The sequence below is a fragment of the Achromobacter pulmonis genome (genome assembly GCF_902859765.1).
Taxonomy (GTDB): Bacteria; Pseudomonadota; Gammaproteobacteria; order Burkholderiales; family Burkholderiaceae_B; genus Achromobacter; species Achromobacter pulmonis.
Genome location: NZ_CADIJV010000002.1, coordinates 211,098 through 230,111 on the forward strand (window position 1 = coordinate 211,098; position 19,014 = coordinate 230,111).

The following is a 19,014-nucleotide window of genomic DNA, read 5'->3' on the forward strand; positions in this document are numbered from 1 at the left end:
CCGGGCGCCCGTTTCGGCTCAATACGTCCCCTTGAATATTTCCTAAAAATCAACTAGTTGAAGGCTCTATTTAAGGTTAATCCGAAGATAAGGACGGGATCAGTTACGCAAATTCCGAGCCCACTTCTGCAACACTCCGATTCCGTTCGCTATTCAGCGGCCTGTCAGCGAATGGATACATCCAGATACCGGACTCCCGTCACACGGCGCCATCCAGCAGCACCCGCTGCTTCAGTGCCGTCAGGGCATCGCGGGCAGCGGCGGCCTGCTCGAATTCGAGGTTGCGGGCATGGTCCATCATCAGCTTTTCGAGACGCTTGAGCTCGCGCGCCAGGGCCTTCTCGTCCTTCAGCAATTCGGCCGGCACCGCGGCTTCCAGCGCATCATGCTGCACCGGCGCGACAATGCCGTCGATCAGCTCGCGCACCGCCTTCTGCACACCACGCGCCGTAATGCCATGGTCGATATTGAATTGCAGCTGCCTGGCGCGGCGGCGGCTGGTCTCCTCCATGGCGCGCTGCATCGAATCGGTAATGCGGTCGGCGTACAGGATGGCGTGGCCATTGAGATTGCGCGCCGCCCGGCCGATGGTCTGAATCAGGCTGCGCTCGGAACGCAGGAAGCCTTCCTTGTCGGCATCCAGGATGGCCACCAGAGACACCTCCGGAATATCCAGGCCTTCGCGCAGCAGGTTGATGCCCACCAGCACGTCGAACGTGCCCAGGCGCAGGTCGCGGATGATTTCCACCCGCTCGACCGTATCGATGTCCGAGTGCAGGTAGCGCACCCGCACGCCGTGCTCGGACAGGAAGTCGGTGAGGTCTTCGGCCATGCGTTTGGTCAGGGTCGTGACCAGCACCCGCTCGCCCTGCCCCGTGCGCAGCTTGATCTGGCCCAGCAGGTCGTCAACCTGCGTGCGCGCCGGCAACACCTCGACAATCGGATCGACCAGGCCGGTCGGACGCACCACCTGTTCGACCACATTGTCGGCGTGCTCCTTCTCGTAGGCCGCGGGCGTGGCCGACACGAAAACGCACTGGCGCATGCGGGCCTCGAATTCCTCGAGCTTGAGCGGCCGGTTGTCCAGCGCCGACGGCAGGCGGAAGCCATACTGCACCAGGGTCTCCTTGCGCGAGCGGTCGCCCCGGTACATGGCGCTGAGCTGGCCAATGGTGACGTGACTTTCGTCGATGAACATCAGCGCATCGGCCGGCAGGTAGTCGATCAGGGTTGGCGGCGGTTCGCCCGGCGCGGCGCCCGACAGGTGGCGCGAGTAGTTCTCGATGCCTTTGCAGAAGCCCAGTTCCTGCAGCATTTCCAGGTCGAAACGGGTGCGCTGCTCGAGCCGCTGGGCCTCGACCAGATGGCCGTCGTCGACGAAGCGCTTGGTGCGTTCGCGCAGCTCTTCCTTGATCGTCTCGATGGCACGCAGTACGGTATCGCGCGGCGTCACATAGTGCGAGCCAGGGTAGACCGTGAAGCGCGGCAGCTTCTGGCGAATGCGGCCGGTCAGCGGATCGAACAGCTCGAGGCTTTCGATTTCATCGTCGAACAGCGTCAGGCGCAGCGCCAGCTCGGCGCTTTCGGCCGGAAAGATGTCGATGGTTTCGCCACGCACGCGGAACACGCCTCGCGTGAATTCCGCGTCGTTGCGGGTGTATTGCATGGCCACCAGCCGCGCCAGGATCTCGCGCCGCGAGATCTGGTCGCCGGCGCGCAGGATCAGCACCATGGCGTGGTAGTCACCCGGGTTGCCGATACCGTAGATGCACGACACGGTGCCGACGATGATGGTGTCGCGCCGCTCCAGCAGGCTTTTTGTGGCCGACAGGCGCATCTGCTCGATGTGCTCGTTGATCGACGAGTCCTTCTCGATGAACAGGTCGCGCGTGGGCACGTAGGCTTCCGGCTGGTAGTAATCGTAGTACGAGACGAAGTACTCCACCGCGTTCTTGGGAAAGAACTCGCGCATCTCCGCGTACAACTGCGCCGCCAGGGTCTTGTTGGGCGCCAACACCAGCGCCGGCCGCCCGAGCTGGGCGATGACGTTGGCCATGGTGTAGGTCTTGCCCGAACCGGTCACACCCAGCAGGGTCTGGTACATGAGGCCGTCCTGCACACCCTGGACCAGCCCCGTTATCGCGTTGGGCTGGTCGCCAGCGGGCGGATAGGGCTGGTACAAGTGAAACGGGCTGCCGGGAAAATCGACATAGCCGCCTGTCGCCCCGGCGTTCGCTCCTGCGGTTGCCCCGGCGACGGCAACGGCCGTCGCTTCAGCGGCCGCGGCACCCGCCGCGCTCGGGTCTATCGGGCTCTTAGGCATGCTAGACTGTTCCCAGGGTAAACCCCCCATTATCCACAGCACTTCCGACTGCGTCCACTCACCCTCAGCAGAGTCCCATGAGCACCCTTTTCGATTCCGTCGAACTCGCGCCGCGCGACCCCATCCTTGGCCTGAACGAACAATACAACGCGGACACCCGCCCCGGTAAAGTCAATCTGGGCGTGGGCGTGTATTACGACGACCAGGGCCGCATTCCGCTGCTGGGTGCGGTGCGCAAGGCCGAAATCGCCCGCGTCGAGGCCGCCGCCGCCCGCGGCTACCTGCCGATCGAAGGCATCGCCGGTTACAACCAGGGCGCGCAAGCCTTGCTGCTCGGCAAGGACTCGCCGCTGGCGGCCGCCGGCCGTGTCCTGACCACCCAGGCCCTGGGCGGCACCGGCGCCCTCAAGATCGGCGCCGACTTCCTGCGCCAGCTGCTGCCGACCTCCAAGGTCCTGATCAGCGATCCCAGCTGGGAAAACCACCGCGCGCTGTTCGAACGCGCCGGCTTCGAAGTGGGCACCTACGCCTACTATGACGCTGCCACCCGCGGCCTGAACTTCGACGGCATGCTGGCCGCCCTGAAGGCCGCCCCGGCCCAGACCATCGTCGTGCTGCACGCCTGCTGCCACAACCCCACCGGCGTTGACCCCACCTTCGACCAATGGAAGCAGATCGCCGCGGTCGTCAAGGAAAACAAGCTGGTGCCGTTCCTGGACATCGCCTACCAGGGCTTCGGCGACGGCCTCTATGAAGACGCGGCAGTCGTGCGCCTGTTCGCCGATCTCGACCTGACCATGTTCATCAGCTCGTCGTTCTCGAAGTCGTTCTCGCTGTACGGCGAGCGGGTCGGCGCCCTGACCGTCGTGGCCGGCAGCAAGGACGAAGCCACCCGCGTGCTGAGCCAGCTCAAGCGCGTCATCCGCACCAACTACTCCAACCCGCCCACCCACGGCGGCACCATCGTCTCCACGGTGCTGAACTCGCCCGAGCTGTTCGCCATGTGGGAAGAAGAACTCGGCGCGATGCGCGATCGCATCCGCCTGATGCGCAAGCAGCTGGTCGAGAAGATCAAGGAACACGGCGGCAAGCAGGACTTCAGCTTCGTGCTGCAGCAGCGCGGCATGTTCTCCTATTCGGGCCTGACCTCGGCCCAGGTCGACCGCCTGCGTGAAGAGCACGGCGTCTACGCCGTCTCCAGCGGCCGCATCTGCGTGGCCGCGCTCAACAGCGGCAACATCGATCAGGTGGCCAAGGGCATCGCTGCGGTGCTGTAGGGCATCCAGAAGGCTGGCAGTATCCAAAAACGGGACCCACGGGTCCCGTTTTTCATTGGCGGCCGCCGCCGCGATCTGATCAGCGCTTGCATTTTTGCGTTATGTCCCCCAGAATGCCGCTGTATATATGTACAGTCCGCTTCCAATCGGATCACCGCCATGGCCAGCAAACTCACTGATCGTCAACAGCAAATCCTGGACCTCATCCGGCAAACCGTCGCGCGCACCGGCTTTCCGCCCACCCGCGCCGAGATCGCCCAGGCCCTGGGGTTCCGCTCGCCCAACGCGGCCGAAGACCATCTCAAGGCCCTCGCGCGCAAGGGCGCCATCGAGCTCACCGCCGGCGCCTCGCGCGGCATCCGCCTGAAAGACGCCTCCTCCGCGCCGGCCCAGGCGCCGCTGCCTTTGCCCGGCCTGGCACAACTGCTGCTGCCGCTGGTGGGCCGTGTGGCGGCCGGCAGCCCGATCCTGGCCGCCGAACATGTCGAGCGCGAGATCGGCGTCGATCCCAGCCTGTTCGCCCAGGCTCCCGATTACCTGCTCAAGGTGCGCGGCATGAGCATGCGCGATGCGGGCATCCTCGAAGGCGACCTGCTGGCTGTCAAGAAGGCCTCTGAAGCACGCAACGGCCAGATCGTGGTGGCCCGGTTGGGCGACGACGTCACCGTCAAGCGGCTGCAGCGCCAGAACGGCCGCGTGGAATTGCTGCCCGAGAACCCCGACTTCAACGTCATCGTGGTCGAAGCCGACCAGGAATTCGCCCTGGAAGGCATTGCCGTCGGCCTGATCCGCCCGCACGCCCTGCACTGAGTCCCGCCCCTTCCGGAAACGGACGCCGGCCCAACGGCCGCGCTAAAAAAAGAAACCCCGCACGAGCGGGGTTTCCTTTTTGGGCAGACCCTTGCGGGCCGCCTTGGGACGGGATCAGTGCTTGAGCACCGGGTCCGTCGAGCCAGGTTCGGCCGGCTTGGCGACCAGCGGTTCCTTGACCGCTTCGTCTTCCGCCAGCGGCTCGGGCAGGCGTTCCAGGGCCAGCTCCAGCACCTTGTCGATCCAGCGCACCGGCACGATCTCAAGATGGTTCTTGACGTTGTCCGGAATCTCCGCCAAATCCTTGACGTTTTCTTCCGGAATCAAGACCGTCTTGATGCCGCCACGATGCGCGGCCAGCAGCTTTTCCTTCAAGCCGCCGATCGGCAGGACTTCGCCACGCAGCGTGATCTCGCCGGTCATGGCGACGTCGGCGCGCACCGGGATGCGCGACAACGCCGACACCATGGCGGTGGTGATCGCGATACCAGCGGACGGGCCGTCCTTGGGCGTCGCGCCTTCCGGCACGTGCACGTGCATGTCGTGCTTCTCGAACACACTGTCGGCAAAGCCCAGGCGCCGTGCCCGCGAGCGCACCACCGTACGGGCCGCCTCGACCGATTCCTTCATCACGTCGCCCAGCGAACCGGTGCGTTGGATCACGCCCTTGCCAGGCATGTCCGCCACTTCGATCGTGAGCAGGTCGCCACCGACTTCGGTCCAGGCCAGGCCGGTCACCTGACCGATCTGGTTTTCCTTTTCGGCCATGCCGAAGGTGTAGCGGCGCACGCCGAGGTAATCGCTGAGGTTGTCGCCCGTCACGTTGACCGGCTTGACCTCGAAGGGCTTGCCTTCGGCCTTGGCGCGGTCGCTCTGGGTCAGCAGTTGCTTGATCACCTTGCGGCAGATCTTGCCCACTTCGCGTTCGAGCGCACGCACACCGGCTTCGCGGGTGTAGTAGCGCACGATATCGCGCAGCGCGCTGTCGTCGACCGTCAGCTCGGACTCCTTGACGCCGTTGTTCTTCATCAGCTTGGGCAGCAGATGGTCGCGGGCGATGTGGATCTTTTCTTCCTCGGTGTAGCCGGACAGGCGGATCACTTCCATCCGGTCCAACAGGGCCGGCGGAATGTTCAGCGTGTTGCTGGTGGCCACGAACATGACGTCCGACAGATCGAAGTCGACTTCGATGTAGTGGTCCTGGAACGTATGGTTCTGTTCCGGGTCCAGCACTTCGAGCAGCGCCGACGAAGGATCGCCGCGGAAATCCATGCCCAGCTTGTCGATTTCATCGAGCAGGAACAGGGGATTGCGCACGCCGACCTTAGACATGTTCTGGACGATCTTGCCGGGCATCGAGCCGATGTACGTACGACGATGGCCGCGGATCTCGGCTTCGTCGCGCACGCCGCCCAGCGCCATGCGCACGAACTTGCGGTTCGTGGCCTTGGCGATGGATTGGCCCAACGAGGTCTTGCCGACCCCCGGAGGACCGACCAGGCACAGGATCGGCGCCTTGACCTTGTCCACGCGCTGTTGCACGGCGAGGTATTCGAGGATGCGTTCCTTCACCTTCTCCAGGCCGTAGTGATCGTTGTCGAGCACGGTCTCGGCGTTGGAGATGGAATTGTTGATCTTGCTCTTCTTCCTCCAGGGGAGATTGATGAGCGTATCGATGTAGTTGCGCACCACGGTGGCTTCGGCTGACATGGGCGACATGAGCTTGAGCTTCTTGAGCTCGGCATCGGCCTTCTTGCGCGCCTCCTTGGGCATGTGCGCGGCGATGATCTTCTTTTCGAGCTCCTCGATATCGGCGCCCTCTTCGCCTTCGCCCAACTCCTTTTGAATGGCCTTGACCTGCTCATTCAGATAGTAGTCGCGCTGGCTCTTTTCCATCTGCTTCTTCACGCGGCCGCGGATTCGCTTCTCGACCTGGAGGATGTCGATTTCGGTTTCCAGCTGCGTGAGCAAGCCTTCGAGGCGCTCGGAGGTGCCGACGATCTCGAGCATCTTCTGCTTCTGCTCGAGCTTCAGCGGCAGATGCGCGGCGATCGTGTCGGCCAGGCGACCGGCGTCATCGATCCCGGCGAGCGAGGTCAGGATCTCCGGTGGGATCTTCTTGTTGAGTTTTACGTACTGTTCGAACTGGGCCACGATCGCACGGCGCAGGGCCTCGGTCTCGGAGCCCTGGACGGCGTCCGGCTCGATCGGGGTGACCTGGCAGGTGAAGTGCGAATCGGCGTCTTCGATGCTGTTGATGCGGGCACGCTGGGTACCTTCGACCAGCACCTTGACGGTGCCATCGGGCAGCTTGAGCATCTGCAGGATGCCGGCGACGCAGCCGATCTCGTAGACGTCTTCGGGAGTGGGATCATCCTTGCCGGCGGATTTCTGGGCCACCAGCATGATGCTCTTGCCCGCTTCCATCGCAACCTCGAGCGCGCGGATAGAGCGCGGACGGCCGACGAACAGCGGGATGACCATGTGCGGGAACACTACGACATCGCGCAGTGGCAGCAGGGGGAGGTCGATCGGGTCGGAAGGCAGGGTCTGGCTGGCAGACATAGGAGGTTCCTCGGTATGACTCGGCGTATCGGGGACAGGATGACCGGGAATACCCGGACAGCCCCATCAGTTACGTCTGTTATGGGAACAATAGCCGAAAATTCAAGATCCCGGCGGCCGGATAAACAAAACGGCAAAAAAAACGGCGCCGGTATCTTTTTATTGGACACGCCCCGCCAGTGTGCGTTCAATCGGGGGCCGGAGACAAAAAAACCCGTTTCGGAAACGGGTTTTTCTGAAATATCCGTCAGGCCGCGGCGTCGCGGACTTCCCCGCGCTCGGGCTTTTCGGCGGTGCCTTCTTCGTCGGCGTAGATCAGCAGCGGCTTGCCTTCGCCCTCGATCGCGTTTTCATCGAGCACCACGCGCTTGACGTTGCCTTGCGACGGCAGGTCATACATGGTGTCGAGCAGGGCCTGCTCGATGATGGAACGCAGCCCGCGGGCGCCGGTCTTGCGGCGCAGCGCCTTGCGGGCGATGGCCTTGAGCGCGGCGGGGCGCACGTCCAGCTCGGCGCCTTCCATCGCGAACAGCTTCTGGAATTGCTTGAGCAGGGCGTTCTTGGGCTCGGTGAGGATCTGCACCAAGGCGGCCTCGTCAAGCTCGTCGAGCGTGGCGACCACCGGCAGGCGGCCGACCAGTTCGGGAATCAGGCCGAACTTGATCAAGTCTTCGGGCTCGACCTCGGAGAACAGCTCGCCCACGCCACGTTCGGACTTGGCGCGCACGGAGGCGGAGAAACCGATGCCGGACTTTTCGGTGCGGTCGCGGATGACCTTCTCCAGCCCGTCGAAGGCGCCGCCCACGATGAACAGGATATTGGTCGTGTCGACCTGGACGAAGTCCTGGTTGGGGTGCTTGCGCCCGCCCTGCGGCGGCACCGAGGCCACCGTGCCTTCGATCAGCTTGAGCAAGGCCTGCTGCACCCCCTCGCCCGACACGTCGCGAGTGATCGACGGGTTGTCGGACTTGCGGGAAATCTTGTCGATCTCGTCGATGTAGATGATGGCGCGCTGCGCCTTCTCGACTTCATAGTTGCAGTTCTGCAGCAACTTCTGAATGATGTTCTCGACGTCTTCACCGACGTAACCGGCTTCGGTCAGCGTGGTCGCGTCGGCCATGACGAACGGCACGTTCAGCATGCGCGCCAGGGTCTGCGCCAGCAGCGTCTTGCCCGACCCGGTGGGGCCGATCAGCATGATGTTGCTCTTGGACAGCTCGACTTCGTCGCCCTTGATCTCGCCGTGGCGGATGCGCTTGTAGTGGTTGTAGACCGCCACCGCCAGCATGCGCTTGGGCGAGGTCTGCCCAATCACGTACTGGTCCAGGAACGTCTTGATTTCAGCCGGAGTGGGCAGTTCGGAACGAATCGCCGCGCGCGCGGTGGCCTGCGCTTCCTCGCGGATGATGTCGTTGCACAGGTCGATGCACTCATCGCAGATGAATACCGACGGACCCGCGATCAGCTTGCGGACTTCGTGCTGGCTTTTATTGCAAAACGAGCAATGCAGCACTTTTGCGTCTGCCGATCCCTTTTTATCAGGCATATGTAGTCGTATCTCAGGTAAAGAAGCGCCGGACCGGGTAAAGGACCCGGCGCCTGCGCTTACTCAAACAAGGTGGCAGCCGGTGGGACGCAAGCCGGAAGTCAGCCTTCCGAGCGGGACGTCATCACCTTGTCCACCAGTCCATACGATACCGCATCTTCGGCCGACATGAAGTTGTCACGTTCCGTGTCCACGGCGATGCGCTCGATCGACTGGCCGGTGTTTTCGGCCAGGATGCGATTGAGGCGCTCGCGCAGGTCCAGGATCTCGCGAGCCTGGATCTGGATGTCGGAGGCCTGGCCCTGGGCGCCGCCCGAGGGCTGGTGGATCATGATGCGCGAGTTGGGCAAGGTAAAGCGCTTGCCCTTCTTGCCTGCCGCCAGCAGGAAGGCGCCCATGCTGGCCGCCAGGCCGGTGCACAGGGTCGACACGTCCGGCTTGATGAACTGCATGGTGTCGTAGATGGCCATGCCCGCGTACACCGACCCGCCGGGCGAGTTGATGTACAGGGAAATGTCCTTGTCAGGATTCTCCGATTCCAGGAACAGCAACTGCGCCACGACCAGATTGGCCGTCGCGTCGTTGACCGGGCCCACCAGGAAGATGAGCCGCTCGCGGAGCAGACGCGAATAGATGTCGTAGGCGCGTTCGCCACGCCCCGACTGCTCGATCACCATGGGAATGTAGCCCAGGCCGGTGGGCGTCACCGACGACCCGCCATTCATTGCCGCATAGAAATCGGTGAATCTCTGCATAGTGTTACGCCATCCCCATCAACTGATCGAAAGGCACCTTTTCGTCGGTGACCTTGGCTTTTTCCAGAACGTGCGCGACGACGTTGTCTTCGAGCACGATCGCCTCGATTTCAGCACGACGCTGGCGGTCGGCCAGGTAATAGCTGACAACCTGGGCGGGTTGTTCGTAGTTTTCCGCGAATTCCTCGATGCGGGCGCGGACCTGTTCCGGCTTGGCCTGCAGTTGGGCTTGCTTGACCAGTTCGGACACCAGCAGACCCAGGCGCACGCGGCGCTCGGATTCGGTCGCGAAGGCCTCGGCCGGGATCGGCACCGACTCGGCGTTCGGCACGCCACGCTGCTTGAGCTCTTCGCGGGCGGCGGCGATGCGGCTTTGCACGTCGTTGTCGACCAGCGCCTTCGGCACGTCGAACTTGCCGGCTTCGACCAGGGCGTCCATCACGCTGGACTTGGTGCGGCCTTGCGCGCGCACCTTGACTTCGCGTTCGATGTTGCTGCGGATGTCGGCCTTGAGCTTTTCGACGTCGCCTTCGGCCTGGCCGAGCGACTTGGCGAATTCGGCATTCAGTTCGGGCAGGACGCCTTCAGCCACTTCCTTGACGGTGATGGTGAATTCGGCGGTCTTGCCGGCGACTTCCTTGCCCTGGTAGTCATCGGGGAACTTGAGCGGGAAGACCTTGCTTTCGCCAGCCTTCAGGCCGCGGGCGGCTTCTTCGAATTCCGGCAGCATGCGGCCTTGGCCGAGCACGAACGGGAAGTCTTCAGCCTTGCCGCCGTCGAACGGCACGCCGTCGATGGTGCCGGCGAAGTCCAGCGTGACGCGGTCGCCGTCTTGCGAGGCGCGGCCTTCACGGGCTTCGAACGTGGCGCGCTGCTTGCGCAGGACGTCCAGGGTCTGCTGCACTTCGGCGTCGGTGACGGCGGTTTCATAGCGGGTGACGGCCAGGGCCGACAGATCCGGCACGGTGACTTCGGGGTAGACCTCGAAGGTGGCCGTGAAGGCCAGCGTGTCATCGCTGATGCCTTCGGTCTTGGGTTCCAGGTTCGGGGCGCCAGCGACGCGCAGCTTGGCGCCGTCGACGGCTTGCTCGAATGCACGGCCGACCTGGCTGTTGATCACGTCGTAGCGGATGCCGGGGCCATGGCTGCGCTCGAGCATGGCCAGCGGCGCCTTGCCAGGACGGAAGCCGGGAACCTTGGCGGTGCGGGCCACGCGCTTCAGCTGCGCCTGGACTTCCTTTTCGACGTCGGCCACCGAGACGGCCAGATCAACACGGCGCTCGAGGCCGGAGAGGGTTTCAACCACAGGCTGCATTAAAAGACCTATTTTCCGAGAGATATGAGATGACGGGCGGATAAACGAAGCATTTTACCGGAAACTTCCGGACCCCTGACGCAAAGGGGCGCGAGCACCCGGATAAGCCCGGATGCCCGCACCCCGTTTTCCACCCGGAAAGGGCGGCGAAGCCTCGCCAGGACGCTTTATTTGGCCTTGGCGATGCGATCTTCGATGTGCTGCGCGCGCTTGGCCGAGGACGGGTGCGAGCTCATCATATCGCTCTTGCCGCCGTCCAGCTTGGCGAGCTTCTGGAACGCCGTCACCAGGCCGCGGGTGTTCAGCTTCTTGGCTTGCAACTGGTCGAAGGAGTAGTCGTCGGCGGCGCTTTCCTGCGATTGCGAGAATTGCGCGTTGATGAACTTCTCGGTCAGGTCGCCCAGTTGCGACGCGTTCAGGGCGGCAACCGTGGAGCCACCGGCGGCGCCAGCGGCGTCGCGCGCGGCCGAAACCGTATAGGCGGTCTGCATGGCCTTCTTGCTGTGGCCCAGCGCGACGTGGCCGATTTCGTGGCCCACCACGCCCAGCACTTCGTCGTCGGTCATCATGTCCATCAGGCCGCTATAGACGCGGATGCAGCCGTTGGCCATGGCCCAGGCGTTGACGTCCTTGGTGAGGTAGACCTTGTAGTTGGCCTTCTGGCCATTGACGGTGCCGCCCAGTTGCTTGGCGATCTTCTGCAGGCGAACGTCGTACTTGCTACCCGGAGCGGCGATCTTTTCCTGGGAATCGCTTTGCGCGCAGGCCTTGTCGGACAAGGCCTTGATTTCCGCATCGCTCAGGGTAGCGGCCTGCACCACCTTGCTGCCAGCGCCCACAAGCCCCCCGATGTCGAGAGCATGCGACGCGGAATAAGGGGCGAGCGCGACGGCCAGCGCGGCAACGGTGTAGCGAATCTTCATGAAAAAACTCCTCTTGACTGACTCTGTACGAGTGAGGCGGCAATTCTATATACGCCAAAAGCATTCAAACCGTTTCGCCACAGAGTTTCGCAAATGCGAATTTCGCTTACACAAAAGGCATGCGAATGACTTCTTACCGTGGTAAGTACCTGCGCCACGCCTGGTCCCGACATCAAAGACACAACGCGGCGCAGCCCTGGATTGATAGAATTGCCGCCGCAGTTTTTTCGGCATATTTCCTATAACGGCTCGCACCCATCATGACCTCCCATACCTCTACCCGCCTCGGCCTGCTGCCCAGCCTGATCTTCAGTTCGCGCTGGCTGCAATTGCCGCTCTATCTGGGGCTGATCGTCGCCCAGGGCGTCTACGTGATGCTGTTCCTGAAGGAACTCTGGCATCTGCTGACCCACGCCACCAGTTTCGGAGAAATGGAAATCATGCTGCTGGTGTTGGGCCTGATCGATGTGGTGATGATCTCGAACCTGCTGGTCATGGTGATCGTGGGGGGCTATGAAACCTTCGTGTCGCGCCTGCGACTGCAGGGCCATCCCGATCAGCCCGAATGGCTCAGCCACGTCAACGCCAGCGTCCTGAAGGTCAAGCTGGCCATGGCCATCATCGGCATTTCGTCGATTCACCTGCTGCGCACCTTCATCGAGGCAGGCACGCTGGGCACGCCCGCCGCGCGCTTCTCGGAGGCCGGCGTCATGTGGCAGACCATCATCCATGGCCTGTTCATCCTCTCGGCGCTGGGGATCGCCCTGGTCGACAAGCTGGCGACTCCGCCGCATCCGCGGCACTGACAGCGCGCCGCGCACAAAAGAAAAGCCCCGCACCAGCAGCGGGGCTTTGTCCTTGTGGCGCGCCGTCAGGCGGCACGCCACGGATCCGCGATCAGGAAGCGACCTTGATGTTCTTGGCGCTGGGCCCCTTGGGACCGGTGCCGACCTCGAACGTGACGCGCTGGTTTTCCTGCAGCGACTTATAGCCTTCGCTGCGGATTTCCGAATAATGGGCGAACAGATCCTTGCTGCCGTCGTCGGGCATGATGAATCCATACCCTTTTTCGGCGTTGAACCACTTGACGATGCCGGTTGCCATGGAATTTCCTCGAACCTAAAAAAAGCGATTGCTCGCGGGGCGCCAGATCATCAAGGGATGGGAGAGGAAGCCACTGCAGTACCACTGACCGCGACAAGTTAAACGCAGACCGCGTCGCTTGAGAATCTCGCTGTACCCAGTGTATTGGCGAACCGCGAAAAACGTCAAATACATGGCCGCCCCGGGTGCCGCGATGCGCCGGCGCCGGCGCGGTTTGCAACTGGCCACATGCCGATACAGGCGGATACGGTCGCGCGGCGGCCTGCCTCAGCCGGCGAAGCCGCCTGCGTCGAGGAACTCCTGCTCGGGCTGCGAGGTCTGCCGGCCGAGCGCGGCGTTGCGGTGCGGGAAGCGGCCGAAACGCTTGATGATGTCACGATGCAGGACCGCCCAGCGCACCGCCTCGGCGCCCAGGGGCTCCATCAAGGCCACCGCGCGGTTCTGCGCGGCCAGGGTCTCGGCATGCTCGAAGGGCAGGTAGAAAAACTGGCGCAGGGCCGGATCGACCGCCAGGTCGTGGCCGGCGGCAATGGCGCGCTCGGCGAATACCAGCGCCAGCGGATCCGTGGCGAACATGTGGGCGGTACCGCGGAACGCGTTGCGGGGATACTGGTCCAGCAGGATCAGCAGGGCCAGGGCGCCCTCCGGCACGTCCAGCCAGGCATCGAGCTGGCGCGCGGCGGCGGCCATGTGGGCCTGCCCGCAATACTGGCGAAAGCGCTCGTCGAAGTCGGCGTTCTTGGTGAACCATTGTTGCGGCCCGGCATCGCGCCAGAACGCCACGATATCCCGCGGCTGCGGAGAAACAGGGATGGAACCGGATTGGGTCATGGGAAACGTCCTTGGTCTGTGGCGAGTGCCGCGGCGGTCGGATGGGGCGGCGGGGAACCCGCGGCAAGGATACCGCGTGGGTCCGGGACGTGGCATCCGGCGCGCGCCGGGCCGCCAATCGGACGGCCGGAAACGACAAGGCTCCCCGTAGGGAGCCTTGCATGCAAAAAGCCCCCGAAGGGGCTTTTCAGAAAACGCAGGACCTTACAGGACCTGAATCTTCGTGGCTTGCGGGCCCTTGGGGCCATTGGCCGTCACAAAGCTGACGCGCTGGTTCTCTTCCAGAGACTTGAAGCCCGAGCCCTGAATTTCGGAGAAGTGAGCGAACAGGTCCTTACCACCCGCTTCCGGGGTGATGAAGCCATAGCCTTTTTCCGAGTTGAACCACTTAACGACGCCGGTTTCCATACTGTATTTCCTAGAGATAATGGGCAAATGCCCGGAGGTCACGAATCAATCAAGGAGGGGACAGTAGAACAATAACGCTGAGCCGGAAAAGGCACGGCACTGAACGAAAATCGCAACGCTTGTGATCGTGTGCCGACACTATGGTTATGTTCCCCTCACAAGTCAACATAATCCTAAAAAATGCGTGCCAATAATGCAACAAAGAGAAACTGCGGACAAAATTTACACGTTTTCATAGGCAAAAAGAGGCCCTGCATAGGTGTAAACACCCACGCACAATAAAAAAACAATCAAGGCTTATTTAAATGCCCCGCCGCCAAACGCGTATTGAACCCATACGCCGTTTGGGGGAGCACTTTGGTTTGCCGCCAGGCTTACTCTTCGATAGGTAAACCCAACAGGTCGAGCGCCGCGCCAAAAGCATCGGGGCCCGAGCAAAGAAAAACCGCCACGTCGCCGGGATTGATATTTTCCAGGACCTGGTCGATTTGGTCTTGCGCATTATCAACATTGTCGACACTGGCGGCGTGTATGTCCGCTCCGCCTGCGACTTTTTCGGGGGGCACGATATCGGCGATCGCGTTGAGATCGGTTACGCCCGTCACGACATAGGCGCTGATGCTCTCGCCATCCAGCGTTGTGTGCAGCTCAACGCCGCCCGCCACGTCGGCAACATGCCGACTCAGTATTTCCATGATCACTCTTCCTAGACTTGCGGGCCAGGCCCGCCGGGCAGGCACCACTCGGGTGCGCGTACGCCCAGGCGCGACTATAACAGCCTTATGCTAAGACTTCTTGGCAGTCGGTCCGCGCGACGGCCGGGCCGCGCCGGAAGTGGCGCTGACGCTACGGCTGCGCACGCCGGCCGCGGCCAGGGCCGCCAGCAGCGGCTTCTGGGCGTCCAGGAACGCGGCTTTCTCTTCGCCAGTCAACTTGCACACGAATATCTGCGCCAGCAACTGGGTACGGCGGGCCTTGCGATTGTCGGCTTCCTGGGCGAGCCAGGCGGCGACCCAGTCCGCGGCCGCCTGCGCGTCGCCTTGCTGCTTGACGTGACCCTGCAGGTCGAACACGGTGACGCCGGCGATGGCGCCGTCCTCCGCGCGGGTCAGAAAGAGCTTGGCGGCCTGCCCGGTATAGCCAGGGACCAGGGCGAGGCAATCGCGCTCGGCGGGTTTCTTCATGGGTACTGCCTGTATCGGTTGTCGGTAATCCCGCACTGTAACCCGGGGCAGCGGGCTGTCGCTTGGCCGCCATCGAACTCTGCTATCGTCGGCCTGTTTCTTTCCAACTTCATACGGCGGACATCATGCAACGCGATTTCGATCTGGTCGTCACCATCCTGGGAGCCCTGCGCGACGCGCCCGGCCCCAATCTGAGCACCCACGACATCAAGGAAGCGGCCCTGGCCCACGAACAAGGCCTGCAACTGGTTGCGCACCACCTCGACCTGCTGGCCGACGCCGGCCTGGTCAAGCAGGTCAGCGAAACGACGGCAACCGCCGGCGACACGCGCTGGCGCATCACCTGGAAGGGCTACGACGCCCTGGAGCAGGATGAAGAAGACGACGAGGACTTCGACGCCGAGGAGTAAGGCGCCCTGCCCTCTCCGGCGCAGGTGGCGCGCGTCGCCTACCTGCCAGCACCGCCTTCCGGTCGGACCGGCGGCGCTCAGCGGCGCCGCAGGATGCGGCGCGTCAGCAAGGCGGCGGCCGCGCCGATCACCAGGCTGAACATGAACGCGGCGATGGCCAGCATCGCCGACTGGTCGCCAAATCCGGCCGAGCGCGAGAGCACCACCGCCGCGGCGCAGATTGCCGCCGCCAGCACGGCCACGCCCGCCAGCACGCGGCCAGGCGAACGCAACCGACCGCAGAGCGAGCCGCCCACCAATGCCGCCGCCACCATCGCGGCCATGGACCAGAACAAGTATTCGTAATGCATGCGGACCGACTCCCCGGGGATGATGAGGCGACCGCATTATAGGCCGGCGCGTGCGCTATCCGTCCCCGAGAGCCGCAGCCGAAGCGGCTGCCGGACGCCAATCCGGGTGGGCGACACCCTCCCCGCCCCGGGGCGCATGATCCCTTCAGGCCGGCGGCGCGACCGCAATGGCGCTGATTTCCACCAGCGCGCCGTAATGCAGATCGCGGGTGGGCACCATGGCGCGGGCCGGACGGTGCTCGCCAAAACTGCGCTCGTAGACGCTGTTGACCTCATTCCACAGGCCGACATCGGGGATGTAGACGGTGACATTGACCACCGAGGCCAGGGAGGCGCCCGCCGCCTCCAGGATGGCCGCCAGGCTGCGCAAGGCGGCTTCGGTCTGCGCGGCCGCGCCTTGCGCCAACGGCGGGCGCTCGCCAGGTCGGACGGGCGGCAGGAAACCGAGCTGGCCGGACACGAAAATGAAGCCGTTGGCGCGCACCGCCTGGGAATAATGGCCGGCGGGCGGCGTGGCATGGGGAGTGTATAGGATGTCCATCTCGACTCCTGTTGCGCAAGGCGCCGGGTTACCAGCCACGGAAGCGTTCCCACCGCGCCACGACCGCGCGTTCCCCGCCGCGCACGACCGCGTAGGCATCGTGCTGGGCGCAGGTGGCGCAGGCATGATTGGGCATGATCCGCAGCCGGGTGCCCAGCGGCAGGTCCGGCAAGGCGGCGGTGCTGCCGGCGCGCAGCTTGATAATGCCCTGCTCCTGGTTGGTCTCGGCCAGCAGCAGGTCGGGGTAGACCTTGCCGTCGGCATCGCACACCAGCCCATACAACTGGTCCACCGGCTGCTTGGCGGTACCACGGTCGCGCGACATGGCCATCCAGCCCGCATCCACCAGGATCCAGCCTTTTTCGCGCTGGTGGCCGATCACCGTGGTCAACACAGTGGCGGCGACATCATCCACGGCGCACACGCTGAGGCCGGCCATGACCAGGTCAAAGAATACGTACACCCCGGCGCGCACTTCGGTCACGCCCGCCAGGTTGCGGGCGAAGTGGGCGGTCGGCGTCGAGCCGACGCTCACGACCGGACACGGCAGGCCGGCGGCACGGATCGACTCGGCACAACCGACCGCGGCGGCGCGCTCTTGCTCGGCCATATCGGCAATCGCCGCCACACTGCGGCAGCCATAGGACTCCCCGGCATGGGTCATGACACCGCGCAGGCTTGCCGCCGCCTCCAGCACGCGGGCGATCGCCAGCAGTTGATCGGTGTGGCCGGGCTGCACGCCCGCGCGATGGCCGTCGCAATCGATTTCGATCAGCGCGGGAATGGCAACACCCTCCTGCGTGGCACGCGCGGCCAGGGCGCGGGCGGCGTCGACACTATCGACCACCACCGTCAGGTCGACGCCCTGGCGCCGCAGGGCCAGCACACGGTCGAGCTTGGCCGGGGCCACGCCCACCGCATATAGCAGATCGGTGACACCGGCGGCCGCAAACTGCTCGGCCTCCTGCAGCGTCGAGACCGCCGCGGGCCCCTCCGGACGCGTCATCACGCGGCGCGCGACCTCGATCGACTTGGGCGTCTTCAGATGCGGGCGCAACTGCACTCCGTGGCCGGCCATGAGGCCGTTCAGGCGTTCGATGTTGCGCAGCATGCGGGTTTCGTCCAGCACCAGGCAGGGCGTGTCGAGCAGATCCAGGGTGGCGGGAGCAGAGGTCATGGCGATAACGGCGGGACGATGACGGACGGTGCGGACAGGAATCGATGCGGGCGCCGCCCGGGACGCATCCGCATGCCCGGAGTATGGCGCCGAGCGAGCCTTGCGTGTTTAATAGATTCTTAATCAATCATTAAGGTGATTCTGAATGATCACGACCGACGACCTGCGTTTCTTCCTGAGCCTGGCCGCCACCAGTTCGCTGGCCCAGGCAGCGCGCGCCCTGGACGTGACGCCGCCGGCCGTGACGCAGCGCCTGCATGCGCTGGAAAAGCGCCTGGGCGTGCGGCTGGTCAACCGCTCGGGGCGCGGCACTGCCTTGACCGACGAAGGCCGGCTGCTGGCGCTGCGCGCCGGCCAGATCTGCGGCGAACTGAACGACTTGGCCGATGAGCTGGCCGGCCGCCGCGGCGTGGTGGCCGGCCATCTGCGCGTGGTGGCGCCCCTGGGGTTCGGCCAGCGCCATATCGCGGCACTGGTGGCCGGGTTCCGTCAGCGACAGGCTGACGTGACTGCCAGCCTGACCCTGTCGGACGGGCCGCCGCGCCTGGCCAGCGATGACTGGGACGTGATGATCCATATCGGCGAGCTGCGCGATTCCACCCTGGTGGCCTACCCGCTGGCGCCGAACCGGCGCATCCTGTGCGCCTCGCCCGCCTATCTGGCGCGCCGTGGCGCTCCGGCCAAGCCCGAGGACCTGCGCGAGCATGACTGTATCGCCCTGCGCGAAAATGAAGAGGACGTCACCCTGTGGCGCTTCAAGCGCGGCCGCGGGCCGGCGGTGGGCGTGCGCATCGCGCCGGTGCTATCGAGCAACGCGGGCGCGGCGGCGGTGACCTGGGCCCTGGCCGGCCACGGCATCGTGGCGCGCTCGGAATGGGATGTGGCCGAACACGTGCAAGCACGCACGCTGGTGCCCCTGCTGGCGGGCTGGAACCTGCCCGAGGCCAATGTGGTGGCGCTGGTGAAATCGCGCCAGGAACTGCCAGCGCGCACGGCGGGCTTCCTGGCGCATCTGCGCGAGGCCTTCGCGGTCACGCCGTGGCGTGAAAAGGCCTCCGGCTAGCCTTTGCGCAGCCCAGGCGGGTCAGTCCAGCATCGCCTCGGCCTCGATCTCGACCAGCCATTCGGGCAATGACAGGCCGCTGACGATGATCCATGACGACGGCGGCGGATCCTGCGGGAAACGGTCGCGCAGCGCCTGGGCGATTACTTCCTGGTCCTCGCGCGCCGTTTCGCAGATGTAGATGCGCAGCATGATGACCTGCGCCAGTGTCGCGCCGGCAGCCGCCAGGACGCGCTCGATGTTGTCCAGCGCGGCCTCGGTCTGCACTTGCAGGCCGGGTCCGACGGTGCGCTCGTGGACATCGACGCCGACCTGGCCAGACAGCAGCATGCGGCGCTGCCCGGTCACGATGACAGCCTGGCTGAAGCCGTATTGCACCGTGTTGAAGACAGTGTCGGGGTTGACGACGGTTCGGGTCATGACGATTCTCCT

General features: G+C 64.3%; 20 protein-coding genes. 5 read left to right on the forward strand and 15 right to left on the reverse strand.

What is annotated here, in order from left to right; translation table 11 throughout:
• Positions 1-199 precede the first annotated feature (199 nt).
• Positions 200-2,323, reverse strand: coding sequence for an excinuclease ABC subunit UvrB (gene uvrB / locus HV701_RS02535; RefSeq protein ID WP_236756334.1), 2,124 nt, complete (start codon positions 2,321-2,323; stop codon positions 200-202).
• Between the two features lie 77 nt (positions 2,324-2,400).
• Here uvrB and HV701_RS02540 point away from each other — a divergent pair, with 77 nt between their 5' ends.
• On the forward strand, positions 2,401-3,600 hold the full coding sequence (locus HV701_RS02540; protein WP_175131561.1) for an amino acid aminotransferase: 1,200 nt from the start codon (positions 2,401-2,403) through the stop codon (positions 3,598-3,600).
• A 159-nt stretch (positions 3,601-3,759) separates the two neighbouring features.
• Positions 3,760-4,410, forward strand: a complete 651-nt coding sequence (gene lexA / locus HV701_RS02545; protein WP_175131562.1) for a transcriptional repressor LexA — start codon at positions 3,760-3,762, stop codon at positions 4,408-4,410.
• 114 nt (positions 4,411-4,524) lie between these two features.
• Here the strand turns inward: lexA and lon are convergent, their stop codons facing one another.
• From lon to loiP, 5 genes are all read right to left on the reverse strand, one after another.
• A complete protein-coding gene (gene lon / locus HV701_RS02550; protein WP_175131563.1) occupies positions 4,525-6,975 on the reverse strand; it encodes an endopeptidase La in 2,451 nt (816 codons plus the stop codon).
• Positions 6,976-7,222: 247 nt separating this feature from the next.
• Positions 7,223-8,521 (reverse strand): ATP-dependent Clp protease ATP-binding subunit ClpX, encoded by a 1,299-nt coding sequence (gene clpX / locus HV701_RS02555; RefSeq protein ID WP_175131564.1) that lies wholly within the window; start codon positions 8,519-8,521, stop codon positions 7,223-7,225.
• A 101-nt stretch (positions 8,522-8,622) separates the two neighbouring features.
• On the reverse strand, positions 8,623-9,276 hold the full coding sequence (gene clpP, locus HV701_RS02560) for an ATP-dependent Clp endopeptidase proteolytic subunit ClpP (RefSeq protein ID WP_175131565.1): 654 nt from the start codon (positions 9,274-9,276) through the stop codon (positions 8,623-8,625).
• Positions 9,277-9,280: 4 nt separating this feature from the next.
• Positions 9,281-10,591, reverse strand: a complete 1,311-nt coding sequence (gene tig, locus HV701_RS02565) for a trigger factor (protein ID WP_175131566.1) — start codon at positions 10,589-10,591, stop codon at positions 9,281-9,283.
• Between the two features lie 167 nt (positions 10,592-10,758).
• A complete protein-coding gene (gene loiP / locus HV701_RS02570) occupies positions 10,759-11,514 on the reverse strand; it encodes a metalloprotease LoiP (protein ID WP_175131567.1) in 756 nt (251 codons plus the stop codon).
• Between the two features lie 260 nt (positions 11,515-11,774).
• Here loiP and HV701_RS02575 point away from each other — a divergent pair, with 260 nt between their 5' ends.
• On the forward strand, positions 11,775-12,320 hold the full coding sequence (locus HV701_RS02575; protein ID WP_175131568.1) for a TIGR00645 family protein: 546 nt from the start codon (positions 11,775-11,777) through the stop codon (positions 12,318-12,320).
• Positions 12,321-12,411: 91 nt separating this feature from the next.
• Here the strand turns inward: HV701_RS02575 and HV701_RS02580 are convergent, their stop codons facing one another.
• The 5 genes from HV701_RS02580 to HV701_RS02600 form a co-directional block, all read right to left on the reverse strand.
• Entirely contained in the window at positions 12,412-12,618 is a 207-nt protein-coding gene (locus HV701_RS02580; RefSeq protein ID WP_046805802.1) for a cold-shock protein, read from the reverse strand.
• A 267-nt stretch (positions 12,619-12,885) separates the two neighbouring features.
• On the reverse strand, positions 12,886-13,449 hold the full coding sequence (locus HV701_RS02585) for a DUF924 family protein (protein WP_175131569.1): 564 nt from the start codon (positions 13,447-13,449) through the stop codon (positions 12,886-12,888).
• Positions 13,450-13,653: 204 nt separating this feature from the next.
• A complete protein-coding gene (locus HV701_RS02590) occupies positions 13,654-13,857 on the reverse strand; it encodes a cold-shock protein (protein WP_006220190.1) in 204 nt (67 codons plus the stop codon).
• Positions 13,858-14,231: 374 nt separating this feature from the next.
• Positions 14,232-14,552 carry a hypothetical protein gene (locus HV701_RS02595; protein WP_175131570.1) on the reverse strand — a complete coding sequence of 107 codons (321 nt, stop codon included), beginning with the start codon at positions 14,550-14,552 and terminating at the stop codon, positions 14,232-14,234.
• A 90-nt stretch (positions 14,553-14,642) separates the two neighbouring features.
• Positions 14,643-15,041, reverse strand: a complete 399-nt coding sequence (locus tag HV701_RS02600; RefSeq protein WP_175131571.1) for a hypothetical protein — start codon at positions 15,039-15,041, stop codon at positions 14,643-14,645.
• Between the two features lie 125 nt (positions 15,042-15,166).
• Between HV701_RS02600 and HV701_RS02605 the strand changes: the two genes are divergently transcribed.
• Positions 15,167-15,451 (forward strand): DUF2513 domain-containing protein, encoded by a 285-nt coding sequence (locus tag HV701_RS02605; RefSeq protein ID WP_175131572.1) that lies wholly within the window; start codon positions 15,167-15,169, stop codon positions 15,449-15,451.
• A 77-nt stretch (positions 15,452-15,528) separates the two neighbouring features.
• Here HV701_RS02605 and HV701_RS02610 read toward each other — a convergent pair whose 3' ends face one another.
• The 3 genes from HV701_RS02610 to HV701_RS02620 all read right to left on the reverse strand — a co-directional run bounded on the left by HV701_RS02610 (position 15,529) and on the right by HV701_RS02620 (position 17,519).
• On the reverse strand, positions 15,529-15,801 hold the full coding sequence (locus tag HV701_RS02610) for a hypothetical protein (RefSeq protein WP_175131573.1): 273 nt from the start codon (positions 15,799-15,801) through the stop codon (positions 15,529-15,531).
• Positions 15,802-15,946: 145 nt separating this feature from the next.
• A complete protein-coding gene (locus HV701_RS02615) occupies positions 15,947-16,342 on the reverse strand; it encodes a RidA family protein (protein ID WP_175131574.1) in 396 nt (131 codons plus the stop codon).
• Between the two features lie 28 nt (positions 16,343-16,370).
• Positions 16,371-17,519 carry a DSD1 family PLP-dependent enzyme gene (locus HV701_RS02620; protein ID WP_175131575.1) on the reverse strand — a complete coding sequence of 383 codons (1,149 nt, stop codon included), beginning with the start codon at positions 17,517-17,519 and terminating at the stop codon, positions 16,371-16,373.
• Between the two features lie 145 nt (positions 17,520-17,664).
• On the opposite strand from HV701_RS02620, the gene HV701_RS02625 reads away from it, so the two are divergent.
• Positions 17,665-18,582: a LysR family transcriptional regulator gene (locus HV701_RS02625; RefSeq protein ID WP_175131576.1), complete on the forward strand. Its 918-nt coding sequence runs from the start codon at positions 17,665-17,667 to the stop codon at positions 18,580-18,582.
• Positions 18,583-18,603: 21 nt separating this feature from the next.
• Here the strand turns inward: HV701_RS02625 and HV701_RS02630 are convergent, their stop codons facing one another.
• On the reverse strand, positions 18,604-19,002 hold the full coding sequence (locus HV701_RS02630; RefSeq protein ID WP_175131577.1) for a RidA family protein: 399 nt from the start codon (positions 19,000-19,002) through the stop codon (positions 18,604-18,606).
• Positions 19,003-19,014 lie beyond the last annotated feature (12 nt).

Coding starts and splice junctions, on each gene's coding strand:
- uvrB (WP_236756334.1), bottom strand. CDS start 2,323: ATGCCTAAGAGCCCGATAGACCCGAGCGCGGCGGGTGCCGCGGCCGCT.
- HV701_RS02540 (WP_175131561.1), top strand. CDS start 2,401: ATGAGCACCCTTTTCGATTCCGTCGAACTCGCGCCGCGCGACCCCATC.
- lexA (WP_175131562.1), top strand. CDS start 3,760: ATGGCCAGCAAACTCACTGATCGTCAACAGCAAATCCTGGACCTCATC.
- lon (WP_175131563.1), bottom strand. CDS start 6,975: ATGTCTGCCAGCCAGACCCTGCCTTCCGACCCGATCGACCTCCCCCTG.
- clpX (WP_175131564.1), bottom strand. CDS start 8,521: ATGCCTGATAAAAAGGGATCGGCAGACGCAAAAGTGCTGCATTGCTCG.
- clpP (WP_175131565.1), bottom strand. CDS start 9,276: ATGCAGAGATTCACCGATTTCTATGCGGCAATGAATGGCGGGTCGTCG.
- tig (WP_175131566.1), bottom strand. CDS start 10,591: ATGCAGCCTGTGGTTGAAACCCTCTCCGGCCTCGAGCGCCGTGTTGAT.
- loiP (WP_175131567.1), bottom strand. CDS start 11,514: ATGAAGATTCGCTACACCGTTGCCGCGCTGGCCGTCGCGCTCGCCCCT.
- HV701_RS02575 (WP_175131568.1), top strand. CDS start 11,775: ATGACCTCCCATACCTCTACCCGCCTCGGCCTGCTGCCCAGCCTGATC.
- HV701_RS02580 (WP_046805802.1), bottom strand. CDS start 12,618: ATGGCAACCGGCATCGTCAAGTGGTTCAACGCCGAAAAAGGGTATGGA.
- HV701_RS02585 (WP_175131569.1), bottom strand. CDS start 13,449: ATGACCCAATCCGGTTCCATCCCTGTTTCTCCGCAGCCGCGGGATATC.
- HV701_RS02590 (WP_006220190.1), bottom strand. CDS start 13,857: ATGGAAACCGGCGTCGTTAAGTGGTTCAACTCGGAAAAAGGCTATGGC.
- HV701_RS02595 (WP_175131570.1), bottom strand. CDS start 14,552: ATGGAAATACTGAGTCGGCATGTTGCCGACGTGGCGGGCGGCGTTGAG.
- HV701_RS02600 (WP_175131571.1), bottom strand. CDS start 15,041: ATGAAGAAACCCGCCGAGCGCGATTGCCTCGCCCTGGTCCCTGGCTAT.
- HV701_RS02605 (WP_175131572.1), top strand. CDS start 15,167: ATGCAACGCGATTTCGATCTGGTCGTCACCATCCTGGGAGCCCTGCGC.
- HV701_RS02610 (WP_175131573.1), bottom strand. CDS start 15,801: ATGCATTACGAATACTTGTTCTGGTCCATGGCCGCGATGGTGGCGGCG.
- HV701_RS02615 (WP_175131574.1), bottom strand. CDS start 16,342: ATGGACATCCTATACACTCCCCATGCCACGCCGCCCGCCGGCCATTAT.
- HV701_RS02620 (WP_175131575.1), bottom strand. CDS start 17,519: ATGACCTCTGCTCCCGCCACCCTGGATCTGCTCGACACGCCCTGCCTG.
- HV701_RS02625 (WP_175131576.1), top strand. CDS start 17,665: ATGATCACGACCGACGACCTGCGTTTCTTCCTGAGCCTGGCCGCCACC.
- HV701_RS02630 (WP_175131577.1), bottom strand. CDS start 19,002: ATGACCCGAACCGTCGTCAACCCCGACACTGTCTTCAACACGGTGCAA.